This is a genomic window from Paenibacillus sp. P4_E11, from assembly GCF_056401635.1.
On sequence record NZ_JBFUIX010000009.1, the window covers coordinates 34,194 to 52,480 of the forward strand.

General features: G+C 53.9%; 12 protein-coding genes. 4 read left to right on the forward strand and 8 right to left on the reverse strand.

Annotated elements, in window-relative coordinates; genetic code table 11:
- Positions 1-63 precede the first annotated feature (63 nt).
- Both AC1DWB_RS05945 and AC1DWB_RS05950 read left to right on the forward strand, forming a co-directional pair.
- Positions 64-315, forward strand: a complete 252-nt coding sequence (locus AC1DWB_RS05945) for a hypothetical protein (RefSeq protein WP_477540120.1) — start codon at positions 64-66, stop codon at positions 313-315.
- Positions 312-740: a type II toxin-antitoxin system VapC family toxin gene (locus AC1DWB_RS05950; RefSeq protein ID WP_477540121.1), complete on the forward strand. Its 429-nt coding sequence runs from the start codon at positions 312-314 to the stop codon at positions 738-740. Before AC1DWB_RS05945 ends, AC1DWB_RS05950 begins: the two co-directional genes overlap by 4 nt.
- Positions 741-803: 63 nt before the next feature.
- Here the strand turns inward: AC1DWB_RS05950 and AC1DWB_RS05955 are convergent, their stop codons facing one another.
- From AC1DWB_RS05955 to AC1DWB_RS05990, 8 genes are all read right to left on the reverse strand, one after another.
- Complete coding sequence (locus AC1DWB_RS05955; RefSeq protein WP_477540122.1) at positions 804-3,920, reverse strand: efflux RND transporter permease subunit; 3,117 nt, start codon at positions 3,918-3,920, stop codon at positions 804-806.
- A gap of 223 nt (positions 3,921-4,143) precedes the next feature.
- Positions 4,144-4,971 (reverse strand): aldo/keto reductase, encoded by an 828-nt coding sequence (locus AC1DWB_RS05960; RefSeq protein ID WP_477540123.1) that lies wholly within the window; start codon positions 4,969-4,971, stop codon positions 4,144-4,146.
- Between the two features lie 257 nt (positions 4,972-5,228).
- A complete protein-coding gene (locus tag AC1DWB_RS05965; RefSeq protein WP_477540124.1) occupies positions 5,229-5,747 on the reverse strand; it encodes a YhcN/YlaJ family sporulation lipoprotein in 519 nt (172 codons plus the stop codon).
- A gap of 61 nt (positions 5,748-5,808) precedes the next feature.
- A complete protein-coding gene (locus tag AC1DWB_RS05970) occupies positions 5,809-13,968 on the reverse strand; it encodes a glycoside hydrolase family 94 protein (protein WP_477540125.1) in 8,160 nt (2,719 codons plus the stop codon).
- Between the two features lie 179 nt (positions 13,969-14,147).
- A complete protein-coding gene (spoVAE, locus tag AC1DWB_RS05975; protein ID WP_477540126.1) occupies positions 14,148-14,498 on the reverse strand; it encodes a stage V sporulation protein AE in 351 nt (116 codons plus the stop codon).
- On the reverse strand, positions 14,495-15,514 hold the full coding sequence (gene spoVAD / locus AC1DWB_RS05980) for a stage V sporulation protein AD (RefSeq protein WP_477540127.1): 1,020 nt from the start codon (positions 15,512-15,514) through the stop codon (positions 14,495-14,497). The genes spoVAE and spoVAD overlap by 4 nt, the downstream gene beginning before the upstream one ends.
- A 2-nt stretch (positions 15,515-15,516) precedes the next feature.
- On the reverse strand, positions 15,517-16,002 hold the full coding sequence (gene spoVAC / locus AC1DWB_RS05985) for a stage V sporulation protein AC (protein ID WP_477540128.1): 486 nt from the start codon (positions 16,000-16,002) through the stop codon (positions 15,517-15,519).
- 12 nt (positions 16,003-16,014) lie between these two features.
- Positions 16,015-16,875: a DUF421 domain-containing protein gene (locus AC1DWB_RS05990; RefSeq protein WP_477540129.1), complete on the reverse strand. Its 861-nt coding sequence runs from the start codon at positions 16,873-16,875 to the stop codon at positions 16,015-16,017.
- Positions 16,876-17,044: 169 nt separating this feature from the next.
- On the opposite strand from AC1DWB_RS05990, the gene AC1DWB_RS05995 reads away from it, so the two are divergent.
- Together AC1DWB_RS05995 and AC1DWB_RS06000 are read left to right on the forward strand one after the other, a co-directional pair.
- Positions 17,045-17,251: a DUF1657 domain-containing protein gene (locus tag AC1DWB_RS05995; protein WP_477540130.1), complete on the forward strand. Its 207-nt coding sequence runs from the start codon at positions 17,045-17,047 to the stop codon at positions 17,249-17,251.
- Positions 17,252-17,389: 138 nt separating this feature from the next.
- A complete protein-coding gene (locus tag AC1DWB_RS06000; RefSeq protein ID WP_477540131.1) occupies positions 17,390-18,286 on the forward strand; it encodes a YIEGIA family protein in 897 nt (298 codons plus the stop codon).
- The last annotated feature ends 1 nt before the right edge of the window (position 18,287 follow it).

Below are 18,287 nucleotides of genomic sequence, written 5' to 3' on the forward strand. Positions count from 1 at the left end.
TCACTAACTGATTCATGATATGATTCATCATATGAGAAAGAGAAACGAAAGAGGGAAATACAAATGCTAGACAAAAAACAATTGACGGTACGCCTCCCGCAGACGACATTCGATTATTTGACGCTTCGAGCAGAAAGCGAGAACAAATCGCTGAACGATATTATGCTAGATATAACGGAAGCCTACATGAAGTCGCACGAGGGAGAGAAGGTACTGGGAGAAATTGCACTACTCCGTGAACGGGCGAAGAACGAGACGGGTGTCCAGCCCGACTCGACGGACGATATTCGACGTTTGCGGGACGGCGATCGATGAACCGGGTTTGTCTAGATGCGAGCATATGGATCAAAGTGCTCACGGAGGAAACAGACTCGGCGGCAGCGCAACAGTTGGTCTTACGGCTGCTTCGAGAACGTGTTCAAATCGTCGCTCCTTTGATTATGAAAATGGAAGTAGGCAGCATTTTACGCAAGAAGTGGAGCCGGAAGCTACTTAGCGATGAACTGCTGCAGGAGTTATGGCGCAAGTTCATTTCGCTGCCCATATCCTATGTCGAACAGACGGAGCATTATGATGCGGCGTGGCAGATCGCCGACATCAACCGGCTTGTGCATTTATATGACGCCGTTTATTTGGCGGTCAGTGACGGCATCGAGTATTGGACGGCGGACGAGCGGCTGTTGAATGCCGCACAGCAAACGAACGCAGTCATCCGTCTCCTGCGAGAAGAAAGCGACTAAATAACAGAAGAAGGGCGCTCCCTAGCAGATCATCTGCCAAGGGAGCGCCCTTTTTCCTCTCCGCTACATCTCAATTGTCGGTCTTCGCCGTTTTTCTCGCCGCGCCTGGCTGTAGTGCAGCGCCTCATACATAATCGGCACAATTAGCAGCGTCAGCAGTGTCGAGGTGACAAGACCCCCGATCACGACAACGGCAAGGCCCTTGGAGATGAGCGCTCCGCCTTCCCCTAGCTCCAGAGCAAGTGGCAGCAGCGCACATATGGTGGCAATCGCCGTCATGAGAATCGGGCGCAACCGCGTACCACCGGCTTCAAGCAGCGAGTCGCGGATCGTCGCTCCCTGTCGGACTTGCTGCTGCACGCGGTCTACCAGCACAATCGCGTTGGTAACTACGATGCCGATGAGCATCAGAATGCCGATCAAGCTCGCAATTGAGATCGGTTCACCTGCTAGTAACGTTCCGGCTAACGCTCCAGTTACCGCGAATGGTAAGGAGAACAAAATCGCGAATGGCGCTTTCCCTCCCCCGAATGCGACGACCATCACAATGTACACCATGCCAACCGCGACCGCCATGGCCATGAACATATCACTCATCATATCCTGAATCTGCTTGTTCGCACCATCGATCACGTACTGTGTCCCAGCCGGCAGATCGAGCGCCTTCAGCTTATCCTCCAAGGCCTTGTTGACTTTTCCCGCATCTTTATCGGTAATATTCCCGAGTACCGTCGCGAATTCTCCACCGTTGCGCAACTGCAGCACACTCTGCTGACTCACTTCCTGGACATCAGCGATATCCTTCACCATGACCGTCATGCCAAATGGGGAGTGCAGTGGCAGCCGGGCTATATCCTCAACGGACTGCTTGGACACCCCTTCGACGCTCATGTATATATCGCGCGAACGCTTCCCGTCTCCCATCTTACCGACTTTGTCCTCATTCAGCAGCGGTCGAAGCAAGCTCCACGCCTGTACCGTAGTCAGTCCTGCCTTCAAGGCATCACCCGGACGTACTCTAATCTCCACAGACTTCAAATCATCAAGCAGCGTATTGCGCACACCATCGGTTCCTTCTATCTGCTTCACCGCTTCGGTAATGCTCGTCGTCGCTTTACGAATATCCTCCATGGACTGACCAGTGACAATAATATAGATGCCTTGTCCGCCCGGTCCGCCAGTCAACTGCTGGATATCCAGTGTTGCCCCTTCTACATTCGGGTCCAGCTCCTTCTTACGACTTTGGATAAAGGCTGTCACATCCGTCGTTTCTTCCAGACTGACGAGCCACGTGGCCTTGTTCGAAGCACCTGCCGTAAAGGTTAGTGGATCGAATTCTCCCTTCGCACTACCCGAGGTCACTTGAGCCAGCTTAACCGACCCTAACTCGCGCAGCTTGCGATCCATCACTTGCACCTTGTCGTCGACAGCCACAACGTCCGTACCCTTGGGCAGCGTGAGCGTCATCATGACATACTTCTCCTTCTGCTCCGGAATGAACGTCATACCCGCCAGCGGGGCCAGGAAGAACGAACCAACCAGCACGAGCAGCGACAGCAATACGACGATCGTCTTGTGATTCAGTGACCATTTCAACACTTTCTTATATTGTCTGCTTAGCGCTGGCTCACGTTCCGCATATCCCGAGTTGGAGCGGCGTATGAGCAAGTAAGCTAGCATCGGCACCACCGTTACCGCAATCAGTAAGGACGCTAGTAAGGAGAAGACGACCGTTAAGGCGAAGGGTGCGAATATTTTCCCGATAATCCCACTAACCAAGCCAAGTGGAGCGAATACTGCAATTGTCGTCAATGTCGATGAGGTGATGGCAGCAGCCACTTCCCGCGTTGCCTCCAGCAGTAATTCATTCTTCTCAGCCCCCCGCACCGTGGAGTAGGAGCTTCGTATCGGGGCCGTCCCAATCTCCTGTGAGCCCCTCGTCTCCATCTGAAGTCTGCGCACGATATTCTCGATCACTACGATGCTATCGTCCACAACACGCCCCACTGCAACTGCCATACCCCCGAGCGTCATGATGTTTAACGTGATATTGGTAAAATAATGCAAAAGCGACATAGACGCCGCAATCGATAATGGAATGGATACGACGGCTATTATCGTAGCTCGCACGTTGCGCAAAAACACCAGAATCAGAATCGCCGCGAACAGCGCACCCAACAGCCCTTCGCGGGCCATGCTATTCACAGATCGTGTAATATCGCTAGCCGAATCATACACGACATCCAGCTTGACTTTGTCGCTCGATTGGACCGCCAACTCCAACTTCTCCATCACATGCTTGGATACATCGACCGTATTCGCGTCGCTATTCTTAATAATATGGACAGCCACACTCGGTTCGCCTTGCACGCGGGTGATGGTCTCGGGGACCGTCGACCCCTTCCTCACATCCGCTACTTCCTGTAGCTTCACTTCCGGTTCCGGTGAGACGATCAAGTTCTGAAGATCTTCGAGTGTTTGTACCCGGCCAGTAATAATAATACTCTCGTTGATCTTATTGAACGTGGCCGTTCCCACAGGGAGTGCGACGTTGACCGCTTGCAGCACCTGGTTGATTTGCTGAAACGATACGTTGCGCTCGGCCATCTTATCTGCTTTTAACCGTATGTACAAGTTCTCTGAAGCAAGACCAGCCGTCTGTACCTTGCCAATACCATCGATACCGTGCAGAGAAGGAAGCACTCGGTTCTGGACGAAATCCTGAAGTTCCTGGGTCGAGGTCCCTTTCTTGGCCGTAATCGATGCGTACATCATCGGACCGCTCTCGAGCGATATTTTATTCAGAATCGGCTTCTCCACGCCTTGAGGTAGTTTCAAGCCATTCATAATTCCTTCTACCTTCGCAATCTTCTCCTCCAGATTCGCACCGAACGAGAATTGCATGTTCACCGTGGCCACAGAACTCGCCGAAGTTGACTCGAGCACCTGCACGCCTTCGACTTGCTTCAGTGCCTGCTCAAGTGGAATCGCGACCTCATTCTGCACCTCCTGCGGCGTGGCTCCTGGGTATAGCGCGGTGACGAATAAATACGGAATGGCGATGTCCGGCATAGACTCCTGCTTGAATTGTGTCGCCGAATAGACGCCTCCTCCCGCAATCAGCAGCGCCAGAATGATGATCGCAACCGGATTGCGCAGACTGAATCTGGTAACCAACATAGCCGTCTCCTTCCCTACTAAAAGTATTTAATTGCGGGTATCCCGCTCTTCTTCTGTTGTTAGAAGCATAGCGAATATACGGGAAGGAAGTCAAACAAAATAGAGGCGCTGCAACGCGGAATGTCCGCGCTATTCACTCCTGCTTGCCTCGCAGGCACCTCAAAACAAACCAAGCTCCTGACCGATAGTTCATGAGTCAGGAGCTTAGTCGAAAGATGTGAGGTTAGAAGTTAAAATTGTCCGGATCGGCCCCGACACGACGGTTCTCGTTCAATTCGTCGATTGCTGCCATCTCAGCCGCCGTCAGTTCGAAGTCGAAGATCGCCGCATTCTCGGCAATTCTAGCAGGTGTGACCGACTTCGGTATCGTCACGATACCATGCTGAATGTCCCAACGCAGTACGACTTGTGCAGCAGACTTCCCATACTTGGTCCCGATCTGCGAGAGTAAGGCATGATCCAGCAGCTCACCACCTTGCATAAGTGGACTCCAAGCTTCGATCTGAATGCCATTCGCAGCGCAGAACTGGCGCAAAGGTTGTTGCGATAACCTTGGATGAAGCTCAACTTGATCGACCATAGGTACGACTTTAGCTTCCTGCAGCAAATCCTCCAAATGATGCACGTGGAAGTTGCTCACGCCAATCGCGCGTACACGTCCATCCGCATACAGCTTCTCAAGTGCCTTCCATGTGTCTTTATACTTGCCTTTCACAGGCCAATGAATCAGATATAGGTCGAGGACATCCAGACCAAGCTTGTCCATGCTTGTCTCGAAGGCGCGCAGCGTCGTGTCGTACCCCTGTTCGCTGTTCCATACCTTGGAAGTGATGAACAGCTCGCTGCGGTTCACACCGCAAGTTCGGATCGCTTCGCCGACGGCGGCTTCGTTGCCGTAGATGGCTGCAGTGTCGATGCTGCGGTAGCCTGTCTCAACCGCCGCATGTACGGCCTTGATCAGCTGATTCTCGTCCGTCACTTTCCAGACGCCCAGTCCTAGCCGGGGCATCTTCACTCCGTTCTGAAGCACAGTGTATGTAGGGTTGTCCATTTGAATCCCTCCAGTGTGTATGATTGGGTAACGGCTCCATTATACCATAAACGTATTCGTTGGATTTCCGGGATGGAAGAGGCCAATAGGTTTCCGTTAACGCGCATAGGTGGGTAAGAAAGAAAAGGGTACTCCCCGTTCAGGTGAATGATTGCAATAAGCCTGTTATCTAAAATCTGAGTCTGCCTAATGTTACTCCATAACGTTAAAAAGGACTGCCATGTGACAGTCCTTTTTAACTGATCAAGTGTCACCAATTACTTTGCACTCGGAAATACTCTTCTGACCATTTCGCTAAACTGTTCAATAAACCCAGTAACAGGCCTTCCGTGTTGCACGTCTGCGACATAATTATTAACGCGACTGACGAAATCCGGATTAGTCGAAACATACACATTTTGAATATTCGAATCCGTTGATCGAACTTGCTCCGCTATTTTGCTTTCAATATCAGGGGTTAGCTGAGCGTGAGCATCGGTTAATACGGCTGCAACATAGGCATTTCTTTGGGTAACAAGAACATTAGCTGTTCGGACGCCAGGGATCCCAACCATTTTCTCGGCTGCTTTGTTGGCAATATCGACTTTGTTTCCTTGCGTTGGCGTTGGCGTTGGCGTTTGCGCCTGGTTCATCAGAACGTGAGGGCTATGTTGTGGAGTCGGTACTACATTCTGTTGTCTTACTTGACCTCTGTTCGTACAGCCTTCAGCAAGAAGCAACGCAACAACTGCTGTGAGCAACAAAACCATTTTGGTTTTTGTCCATGGATAACGCATTGATTTCACTCCCGATTATTTGATTTTTCACCCTTAGTATGCTTACTAATCCAATCATTATTCAATGGACGGTGAGCTCTACCTCGTGCTGTTGTCCGTCATCGAACAAATCGATATAGGCGCTGCCTTCCGTATCCCGATGCACGGAGTCGGAGTCCCGAGCAGCTTCGGAATGCGTTCCGCTGTACTTAGCGTTTCGGACGGTGATGGCATAACATGCGCCTCCGAATCGGTACCGGACTTTAAAGCCTGGCCAATCCTCAGGTATGCATGGACGGATGAATAATCGATCGCCTTGACGGCGAAGACCGACAATCCATTCGATCCCCGCCTGGTACATCCATCCTGCAGCGCCGGTATACCACGTCCAACCGGCTCGCCCTTCGTGCGGCACTGCCGTATACACGTCAGCCGCCATCGCATAGGGCTCGCCAACGTAGCGAAGCACTTCGTTTGGCGTCTTCGTATGCGCTACAGGGTTCAGGATATGAAACAGCTCGACGGCTTTGTCCCCGCGTCCAAGAAGACACCAGGCGATAATGCTCCATATGACGCCGTGCGTGTACTGCCCCCCGTTCTCGCGAATGCCCGGCGGGTATCCTTGAATGTAGCCTGGGCTAGGGGATGACCGGTCGAAGGGCGGGTCCAAGAGCCGCGCTACCGATAGCTTGCGGTCGACTAGCTCCCGGTCGAATGCCTGCATCGCCTGCTCTGCCTTCTCCGTAGGCGCCGCTCCGGAGATGACCGACCACGATTGGGCAATCGCGTCGATGCGGCACTCCGTGCTGCGGATGGAGCCGAACCATTCCGCATGATCCGTGAAAGCCCGCCTGTACCACTGCCCGTCCCAGCCGTGCTCGTTCGCAGCGGATGACAATCCTTCCCAGCCCTTACGGTATTGCTCCGTCCGCTCCAGATCGCCGCGAGCGCGAACATACTCCGTGAACCGGCCGAGCACGTCGCACAGAAACCAGGCCATCCATACGCTCTCTCCCCGGCCGTCGGCCCCGATGCGGCTCATACCGTCGTTCCAGTCGCCGATTCCGATCAGCGGCAGCCCATGCTCCCCAAGCTTGAGCAAGGATCGGTCCATCGCGCGAAGACAATGCTCATACACGGTACCGGACTGCTCAGACAGCACGGTTGTCTCGTATCTTTCATGCTCCTCGGCGCTTAGCGGCTCGCTGTACAGATAAGGAACCTGTTCATCCAGAATGCGGTCGTCCCCGGTATGCTCGATATAGCGGGCCACGGAATAAGGTAGCCATAAGTAGTCGTCGGAGAATTGCGTCCGGATCCCGCGGCCGGTCTCCTCATGCCACCAATGCTGCACATCGCCTTCCTCATATTGATGCGCGGCATGCAGCAGAATTTGTGCATACGTCAGATCCGGCCGCGTGTGCAGCAACGCGAGCGAATCCTGCAGCTGATCGCGGAAGCCGTACGCCCCTCCCGCTTGGTAGAACGCAGTCCGGGCCCACATTCGGCAGCCGAGCGACTGGTACAGCAGCCAGCCATTCAGCAGCACGTCCATCTCTGGGCACGGCGTGGATACCGTGATCTGCTCCGAGATTTGTTCCCATTGCCGGGTAACCCGCTTGAACGCCTCCTGGCATAAGCCGGGATTCCGATATTGCTTGGCCAATTGTGTGGCCGACTCCCGCGACTCCTCGCAGCCAAGCATGACATAGATCGTCTGCTCGCCACCGGCTTCGACCGGCACCTCGATCTGAACCGCCCCGCAGGAGTCGGAACAGGAACCGGTAGTCCCCGACAGTCTCTCCCGGTACATGGCGGCAGGGCGTTCCAGCGTGCCGCCGCGACCGATAAATTCCCGGCGATCCCCTGTCCACGAGCTTGCGCCGGAAGGCGACCCATCCGTACCTGCGGCTGAACCCGGCTTCGTATATAAGCCCAAGAAGGAAGTCGCTCCCCGGAAATGCTCCTCATACGTGTTACGTGCTTGCAAAGTTTGCGTCGATTCATCCCATTCCGTGACGATAAAAGACGCATTCGCATCGCGTTGTACCCCCATCACCCATTCTGCATAATAGGTAAAGGATAGGTGCCTTCGGTCAGGCGAATCGTTTCTCACCCGGATCTCGACAAGCTTGACTGAATCCTCGGTCGGGACGAACACCGTCGCCTCATGCACCACACCGTTCCTCTCATGGCGAAACCGTGTATATCCACGGGCATGACTGACTGTATAAGCTTGATTCGTGGACGTGCCCCAAGGAAAGAGTGTCCATACTTCCCCGCTCTCCTCATCACGGAAATATCCTATCTCTCCGGGAGGATCAAGCACGGGGTCGTTGGACCACGGCGTCAGCTTGCATTCCCGGCTGTTGCGCCACCAAGTGTAGCCTGTACCTTGTTCGGAAACGAGAGTGCCGAACTTCGGGTTGGCCAGTACATTGATCCATGGCCCAGGCAGAGGATGAGTCTTCTTGGCTTGAATGACGTATTGACTCCCGTCCGGCGTGAATCCGCCCCAGCCGTTGAAGTAAAGAAGATGCTCTCCGCTATCGGCCAACGGTTGGATAGACTTGGATTTCGCCGGAACTGCCGGTTTCCTCCGGGCATCCAGGGGCTTCGGCAAGACCTTGCGTGAACGGGGCACCCGGATTTGCGCTTCCATGCTTCTTCCATTCGCTCGCATCACCAAGTGGGCAGCCGCGAGAAGCAGCGACTGGTCTTCCTCGGGCATCGTCCGGCTGCCCAGCACGAACACGCCTCCCGCTCCACCACGCCGCAGCACGCCGTCATCCACCGACCGCTGCAACGCATCCTGCAAGTCCTGCAGGTAGCCTCCCTCCGACTCATTAAGCAGCACAAGGTCCAACACAATTCCCAGGCGGCGTAAATATTCGTATCCTATGAGCAACTTAACGACAAAGGCCATATGCTCCAGGCTTGCAATGCGAACGACCAGAATCGGGCGATCGCCAGAAATCCCATACGACCAAAGGCCGGATTGGCCTTTGCAGTTGTCCGTGACGGCCCGCTGCTGCTCATCCCCGAGCGGAGAGCGGTACAGCAGCCGGCCGGCCAGCCGCTGGAATTGAGCGGCTTCCTCTGCAGTCAGATGAAGGTGCCGCAGCTCGATCTGGCTGCGGGTCCAACTAAGCTGGAACCCTCGCTCGATCGACGTACTCGCGGATACGCGCTTCGTCATGTCCAGCACCGCGTCTCTTGAATCTCCGATGCACGTAACGGCGAACAATTGCGCTTCGCCCCCGGGCTCGATCGCTACCCGCTGCCGCATGACGAACACCGGATCGGCCACCGCCCCCACCGTTCCGCGCAGGCGGGAACGCATTCCCTGAGGCTGGGAGCGCGTGAAACCCCGGCCGATGAACTCGGCCCTGTCCGTCTCTACTTCCGCCGGCCCCATCGTCGGGCCTCCCGCAAGGAGCGTATGCGCCGCCCAGAGCGCTCTCTCTTCGTCATGGCGCGGCCTCCGGCGAGCCAACAAGATGTTCTCCTCTTCTGCATAGGCGGTCTCGACGAACAGCTTGTTGAAGGATGGATGCGCCTGATCGACGCCAGGCGGGGCCAGTACGAGTTCGGCGTACGTCGTGATCTCCATGATTTTCGTCTCATGACCCGTATTCGTTAAAGTCAGCCTGCGGATGTCCGCATTCCATTCTGGAGACACGCTGACCTCGAGAGCCGTCCGAATGTCGCCGTCTTCGCGCAGGAAGGTTGCACGGTCCAGCCCGAACTGCACCTTCAGTCCGGAGGCAGGAACCCGGCAAGGTTGAAACCCGGGAGACCACACCGTACCCCGAGCGGTATCGTGAATGTATATAAAGGTCCCCCCGTCATCCTGCACCGCATCCGCTCTCCACCGCGTAACCGCCGTATCTCCATAGCGGATGAACCCGCCACCGCTGTCGGTTACCACTGTGGTGAGCGTCCCGTTGGAGAAGACGCCAATCTCAGGCATCGGCTTCGGGCCGTCGGCATAGACGTATTCGCGTAAGGGCGCTGCGATCTGTGCAACGTCTTGACTAGGCGGATACGTCCGGTTCAAGGCAGGATGCCTAATGATTCTAGGTCGAGTCGGAATGCGCTCCTGAAGCAGCAGCTCGACAGACTGGATCCGCTTGTCCTGATGGAAACGATCCGTCATCGTGCGCTTAAGCAGCATATTGGACAAGGTGAGCATACTCATTCCTTGATGATGGGCCATGAAACTGCGAATTACTTTGTACCGATCTCCCTCCGGCAGACGCTCTGACGTAAAGTCAACAGCCTCAAAAAAGCCGTACGCGCCGCGCGCACCAAGCTCCTCCAGCCTTCGCAAGTTGTCCAAGCCTGACCGCTTGGCCAAAGGCAAGGACATAATCGCCGCATACGGCGCAATGACCAAATGCTGTTCAAGCCCCCGCTGGAATCCGAGCCCCGGAACCCCGAATGCCCGATACTGGTAATTCAGCATGTAATCGAACGCATAGTACCCGGATTCCGAGATGCCGTAAGGCACTCCCCGCTGTCCGGCATAGTCGATCTGCCTGTTCACGATCCCTTGACAGGTATTGCTCCACACCGTTCTCGGGTACGTCCGCATGAACAGACAAGGCATTAAGTATTCGAACATCGTACCCGACCACGAGAGCAATGCGATCGTACGACCAATTCTGGTCATCGTTCGCCCGAGCTTGAACCAATGCTCCGCTGGAACTTGGCCCAGGGCGATGGCAATAAAGCTCGTCTGCCTGGACTCCGAAGCCATCAGGTCGTACACAATCGGGTCCAGCCGGTTGAGCGTCGCATCGTAGCCTAAGGAGAACAGCTTCGCTCTTGTATCGAACAGCGGTGCGAAATCCGTCTGATCCACCATTGCTTCGATGCGCGCAATTAACCGATTCCCGCGAGACTTTATATCGCTGTCCACGGGTTCATCGATCAGCCATTCCGCCAAACCTTCCTTCACGGCAATCAGACTGCCTATGTAATTGCCGGAATCCACGGTCGACACATACTTGGGAGGCAACGTTTCGAGTGTGGTCGTCTCGATCCAATTGAACAGGTGTCCGTTCCACTTCTCCAGCCGGTCCACCGTATCGATTGTCCGCTCCAATCGGACGACAAGACCCGGCGTGTCGATAAAGCCGAAGTCTCGCGCGGCGATCGCAGATGCCAAGTACAGACCGATATTGGTAGGCGAAGTGCGGTGCGCCGTTCCGTTCGGTGGGTCAAGCTGCACGTTGTCCGGGGGCAGCCAATGATCCTGCTCAGTAACAAAGTCCTCGAAGAACCGCCAGATTTGCTCCGCCAGCTTCCGCAGCTCGCCCGTCTCGGACTCGGACAGCGCCTCTTCCTGCACCCTCTGAGGCTTGTTCAGCCAGACAATGAGACACGGAGCCAGCGCCCACACGAGGACAAGGATGAATCCTGTCCATCTCGGACCTGGAGCACTCTGCGCAGCGGCAGCCCATAGCGCGAGCGCCGTCAATAGGTAGCCCGCCTTGATCCCGAGCAAAATCTGCGGCCGTCTGCCCCGGTTGCGGAGCTCTACTTCTCGGGAAGGGACCCATTCAAGCAATTGCCGCTTGGACACGAATAAGCGGTACAACGTGCGGCCGATCGCGTCAAGCAGCAGCACGCTTTGGAATGGCAGCACGGCCAGCATGACCAGGCACTGCGCGGCGGTGATCCCAATGCTCGATGGATTCATCCAGAGCTGCCGGAAGTTCAGGCATTGCCGAATGACCGGCAGCAGAAGGGTGGCGAGTACCAACAGTAGCCAGCGCCCGGGATGTCCCGGGAGGATCGCCATGCCAAGGCACAACAGAGCGAATAGCCAAGGCGGCAATATACTTCTGCGCAAGTTGTCTACCACCTGCCAGCGAGTTAGAGCGGACAGGTCGACCGGGACCGCTGCTCCGTTCCGATCCCGAGTGCCGGGGAGCAGCCAATACAGCAGCTGCCAATCCCCCCGCACCCAGCGGTGTAATCTTTTCTGGAATGCGCTGAACACCGCCGGCTGATCGTCCAGCAGCACGACGTCGGTCAGCAGCCCCGCGCGCATAAAACCACCTTCCAGCAAGTCATGGCTCAGGACACGATTGTCAGGGATCCGATCGCATAGCACCTGGGCGAACACATCGACATCAAAAATGCCTTTACCTGTGAAGATGCCTTCCCCCAATCCGTCCTGGTAACAGTCGGATACCGCATAAGCGTACGGATCGATCCCTGGTGCGCCGGACCAAAGATCCGTCAGACGCGTGTTACAAACGCTCTCGTAGCTGGAGGCGATACGCGGCTGAAGCACCCCGTAACCTTCGACGACCCGGGTTCTCTTCTCGTTCAGTCTCGGCCGGTTGTAAGGCAAATGCAGGGCGGCAACCATCCGTCGGGCGCTTCCGATCGGAAGCTGCGTGTCGGCGTCCAGCGTGATGAGATACCGGATCCGCTGTAATCCTTCGACGTCCCCGATCATCTCAGCGAAAGTCGTATCCTCCCGGCCGCGCAGCAGCTCCACGAACTCGACCAATTTCCCGCGCTTGCGTTCCCAGCCCATCCATACCCCTTCGGACGGATTCCACTGCCTCCGGCGCTGGAAGCAATAAAACAAGTTGACTCCTGAACGGGAATACTTGTCGTTCAGCGCCTGGATGCTCCTCTTCGCCTCTGCAGCCACGGCTTCATCCCCGGTGTGATGCTCCTCCGAGGCATCGGTGAAATCCCCGAGCAAGGCGAATTGAAGGTTCGCATCGCGGTTCGCCAAGTAATGCAGCTCCAGTCGGTCTGCCAGCTCGTGCACTTCTTCGGCCGTTGACCATATGACGGGAACGATGACCATTGTAGCGGCATCGTCAGGAATGCCGCTGCTAAATTCGTATCGCAGCAAGGGTATAGGCTTCTTGCGGCATTCGATCCACCAATGCGAAGCTGTCACCGCCCATTCGCTGGCAGGCAGCAACAAAGCCGCGACTAGCGCCAGCCACTCAAGCGGCATATGGACGGTGCCGCTTCCTATCCACCAGGCGAAGACGAATAGAGCTAATACGAAGCAGCCGAGCAGCGGAACAAAGTAGGCGGCCGACCCTCGCGTTCCCAAGCTGGGCAGCGGATAACGCCGAGCCTCCCTGCACATCGCCAGCGCTTGCTGCAATCGGTTCAGCCCCGCCGCTTCCAGCAAGTAATACGCGGCATATTCACGCCGCGTCCGTTGCTCTGCCCCATTCGCCTCGATCGCTTGCTCCGCTTGGTGCGCCGCAAGCTCCACCGCCTGCTCCGCCACCCGGCGCTCCGATACATGGTAGCGGCGGGCCAATTGCTCCACGCGCTTGCGCAGCAAATCACGGCTCACATCATCCATCTGCGGATACAGACCGGAGCGCTCCTCGCTTAAGACACGTTCGACCACGCTCGTACGGCCGAACAGGCCGTGCCAATTCAACCGCTCCATGTTGCGCAAGCTGACGATCAAATTCCCGGTTTGCACTTGATAGGCGGCCTGCAGTTGATATTCGTACGACTGGATGTGCTCCAGGCTGTCGGTTCCGTTGTCCAGCTTGCACTTCAGCCATTCGCGGACGGCGGCGGAGTCGTCCTCCCATTCGCGAAGATGACTGACCAAGTGGACGATCAGCGGTCCGGACAACGGCATATCCTCTCCGGCACGGTCCAGTGCGGCACTCAGCGCGGAAGGATCGGACTGGAACGGCTTGAGCTGCGACAACAACCGGTCGACGGACAAACAAACCTCGCGACGCTCGCGCACATGTTCTACGATGTCGGCCAGCCGGCATAGCAAGGCGATGCGACAAAACAGAGGCAGCGTCCATACCTCCGCAAGCGTCAACACCGAAACGTCCTGATAGCTGTTCAGAAAGTCGACCAGAGAATCTTCCTCGACCAAGCCGTCCGTCTGCGCGAGATACTCCTTACAGAGGAACAGTACGCGAGGGAGTTGCGTTTTACGGAGCTGCGGCAATCTTCTGAGCAGATGCTTCCCCAACTGGTCCTTTACAACAAGCGATTGCTCCTGTAGGAAGCCAGCATGATCCAGCAGCCACTCTTCTGCCGGCTGGGTACATAGGGTGCCGCGTTCCTGCAAAGCATAGATGAAACGGTTTATTCGCTCGGCGTCCTCCTGAAATTCCCGCAGAAACTGCTTGGACGGTCTCCGGCTTACATGGGAGTCATCGGTCAGGGCAAGCTCATGTGCTTTTTGGCGTAAGGTCTCATCAATCAAAGTCATATGTTCTCCTATAGTTCGTATCCACGCTAGAAATGTTAGTCGTTCCATTATTTTGTCGAAAATAGTGCCGAAGCATGCATGATGCGATTATTTGCTATACACAACTAAAGCCCTCAACAACTCCTGACCGGAGCATTAAGGGCTTGAAGCAGGCTACATAAAGGGCGGCGAGTCCGGATTCACCCCTTCGGTTTCACGAAGGTTGCAGCGAGGAACGAGAATATAATGGCCGCCGAAATACCCGCACTTGTAACTTTGAATATTCCCGTTATGATACCGATCCATCCGTCCTTCTGCAATTCCTCTAGTGCACCATGCACAAGAGCATTCCCGAAGCTTGTGATCGGTACCGTTGCACCGGCACCGGCGAATTTGATGAACGGATCATACACCCCGATTCCGTCCAATATTGCACCCGTCACCACTAGCAATGTCATCGTATGTGCAGGAGTCAGCTTGAACAAGTCGAAGCAGATTTGACCTATTACGCATATTGCCCCACCGACAAGAAAAGCCCATAAAAAGATCATGATGACTCACTTCCGTTCTCAATACTAACTGCATGCGCGATGCAAGGAATACTCTCCCCTTGCTGGAATGAAATGGGCGATAATAACGCCCCGGTAGCTACGACGAGAATGCGTTTCAATTCTCCTTGACGCAGCCGCTTCAACAAGTGCCCGTATGTGACGACGGCGGAACAGCCACAACCGCTAGCGCCGGATTGCACCATCTGCTTGTCATAGTTATAGATCATCATCCCGCAGTCGACATAATCCGTTTGTTGAATGTGAACTTTATGCTTGGCGAACAAATCACAGGAGATTTGGTGCCCAATCTTGCCCAAGTCTCCCGTAGCAATAAGATCGTAATGGCCTGGTTCAATGCGAAAGTCACGCAAATGAGCCTGAATCGTATCGACTGCTGCAGGCGCCATCGCGGCCCCCATATTGAACGGGTCTTTGATCCCCATATCGACAATTCGCCCGATCGTTGCCGATGTTACTACAGGACCCTTGCCCTTCTGGGCAACAACCGAAGCTCCCGCTCCAGTCACCGTGAATTGCGCGGTTGGCGGCTTCTGCGAGCCGTACTCGGTGGGGTAGCGGAATTGCTTCTCGACGGAGGAGTTATGGCTGCACGTGCCGGCCACCGCATAGTGAGCGGACCTGGTATTCACAATCAAGGATGCGAGCGCCAAACTCTCCATCGAAGTGGAGCAAGCTCCGAACACCCCGATATACGGCATCGTTAACGTTCGAGCAGCGAAGCTCGTACTAATGATCTGATTCATCAGATCACCGCCGATGTAGAAGTTGATCTGTTCTTTGGTCAACCCGGCATTTTCAACTGCGAGCTTGACGGCTTCTTCCAACAACGTACGCTCCGATTTTTCCCAACTGTCCTGCCCTAAGGTTAAGTCCCCATGAATAATGTCAAAATCGTTGGCCAACGGGCCTTGCCCCTCGAAAGGTCCGACGACCGTTGCTGCAGCTTGAATGACCGGCCGATTCTCAAACTGCCAGCTTTGGTGTCCGATTAGCATAATTAATGCCCTCCTACAGCGTCTGGATTAAAAATGAGATAGCAGATACCTACGATAAAGGCAGCCACCGTTCCGAATACAATAACCGGCCCGGCCAGCTTGAACATCTTCCCTCCGACACCTAATACAAGACCTTCACTGCGGTGCTCGATGGCTGCGGAAGCCATTGAGTTAGCAAATCCGGTAACCGGTACAGCCGATCCGGCGCCAGCCCATTGTGCCATCTTATCGTACACACCCAAGCTAGTCAGAATGACCGAGATTAGAATCAATACCGCTACAGTGGGATTACTTGCCTGCTTCTCTTCGAATCCAGCCCAATGCACGAACATTTCCTGAATGGCCTGACCGAGTATGCAGATGGCTCCACCCGAGATGAAGGCACGTATACAGTTTTGAAGCACAGGCCGGGGCGGTTCTCGGCGTTTTGCGAGTTCTTTATATTCCTGTTGGACCGGAGTGAGTTTTTTCTTTTGGCTGTCAGCCATATCCATTCTCCTTTACCGATGTAATAGGGGCATCAAGTCTGCGATGATTTCCTCCATCTGCTTACTGCACTGTTCGTACATCTGTTTGGCTTTTTTATTTTTCGTGGTCAGACCGAATGTCATCAGATCCGCTTCACATTTTTTTAACAACGCGAATAACGCTTCTTTTTTCTGTGGGAAAGGGACTTTGATCTGATCATCGAACAAATCCACATACAATTGACCGTACGAATCGACCTGTCCAATAAACACATTTTCGATGGCTACACCCATCTTCTCTAATTCCGTATTCAACCATTCCCGGCTTAACCCTATCGTGGCCAAAGGCTCGTTCATGATTTTGCCGTCGAGGATAACTCCCTGCGGCTCCTGTTCAGGTCCGACTTTAATGCCCAAGTGCTTGGCGGTAATCGGCTGATTTTCCCGTTTCAACAGGACATTAAGATCCCCGCTCGGCTCCATTATCGCGAATTCGGCATCTGCCACTCGGAACACAAACTTCTTGCGTAATTGCTCCATAAGTTCTTCGTTCGTTAGTCGTTCTTTCTTCAAATTGTCTTCCAATACTTTGCCATCCTTAATGAGAACCGTGCCTGTGCCATCAATGAAATCCCGTGCTCGTTTACTTTTCATCTGCATAAATTCAATACCTAAGGAAATCAGTACCCAAACACTAATGGAGATTAGGCCCAAGTACCAGGCGGAATCCAAATCCAAGGAAATGGATGCCGTAATATTACCGATTGTTATGCCGGTAATGTATTCGAATAAGGAAAGCTGAGTAATTTGCCTCTTGCCTAACAGTTTGGTCATAAAGAAAAGAATGCCGACAGCTGACAATGTGCGTACTGCAATTTCTAATGAATCAGGCACAGCAAAACCTCCTTTACGTTCATCATGAATTAGATTGTTTGTAGAACCCATGATTGTTATGAAACCAAAGGGCAATAAGCTATTTCCACTGCAGGATACATTTACCCGATTATTATCAATGAAATGGGATATATTATTTTCGTTCCACTATTTAGAGGAGGTGACCACGATGACCGTAGCATCCGATGTAAAAACATGCGTAGCTTCATTGAAAAGCGCTCAGGCCAGTCTGGAACAATTCGCACTAGCGACTCAAAACCAGGAAGCCAAAACTCTTTTCACGAATGCATCCCAACAAACTCAACAAATCCTGGATCAAGTTGAAAGCCGCGTACAGCAATTGGAGAACGAAGAGCCTCAATATAAGGGCTTCTAGAAGGAATAAACATAGAAGAAACAGCCTTGTTCGCAGTACGAGCATGGCTGTTTTTCACATTTAGCTATTCGCATGAAGGGTATCGGAATGGGGGATAATGGCTTAATCACATCACATTCAAACTGAAGGGGGTAAGTCATGAATATATGGTTTCTATCCCATGAAACGATAGGTATCGCCATTGGAATCTGCTTCGGGATTGTGGCTAGAGTGYTGATGATGCGCACCGATTATCGACAGTATCCAACTTACCCGCACGGAAAGATCATTCACTTATCACTCGGCGTGATCGCAGCAGCTTTGGGAGCCGTGGCTATTCCAGCCTTACTGGACAAAAATTATACGGCGGTCACCTTTCTGTCGCTTGCTGCCCAACAGTTTCGCGAAGTACGCAACATGGAACGCTCGAGTTTGACGGAAGTGGATAAGATGGACCTTGTTCCTCGGGGAACTTCCTATATCGAAGGGATCGCCATGGTGTTCGAAGGACGCAATTACTTGGTCATCTTCAGTTCACTGGTGGCTTCGTTGTGCAGCATTCTCTTTAGCTGGTACTGGGGGATTGCGGCCGGAATCTTGTCCCTTTTCGTTACGAAAATGTTCCAATCGGGCAAAAACATAGGTGAGGTTACGGATATCCGTATTGGAAAAGTGGTGGTAGACGGGCCTGATCTTTATGTTGACTCGGTCTATATTATGAATGTGGGCCTCGAGGAGAATCAGAACATAATAAGAGAACGAGGGCTTGGGTTAATCGTTCAGCCAAAGACGGATAATGCTAAGGTGAGCATAGCCAATCTAGGGCAGCGGCAAGCCATTCTACATAACTTGTCCACGATACTGGGGGTATACCGGGATTCGGGGGAACCCGCCTTGATTCCTATGGCCAAATTGGATATGAGCAACGGGAACTTGGCGGTATTCATATTGCCACAGGAGAAAGACGAGCAAAAGGCTGTTGAAGTGCTTAACTACGTACCTCTTCTGGAAAATGCAGTTCGGATGCCTACGAAATCTTCCGCGAAGGAGGGTTAAT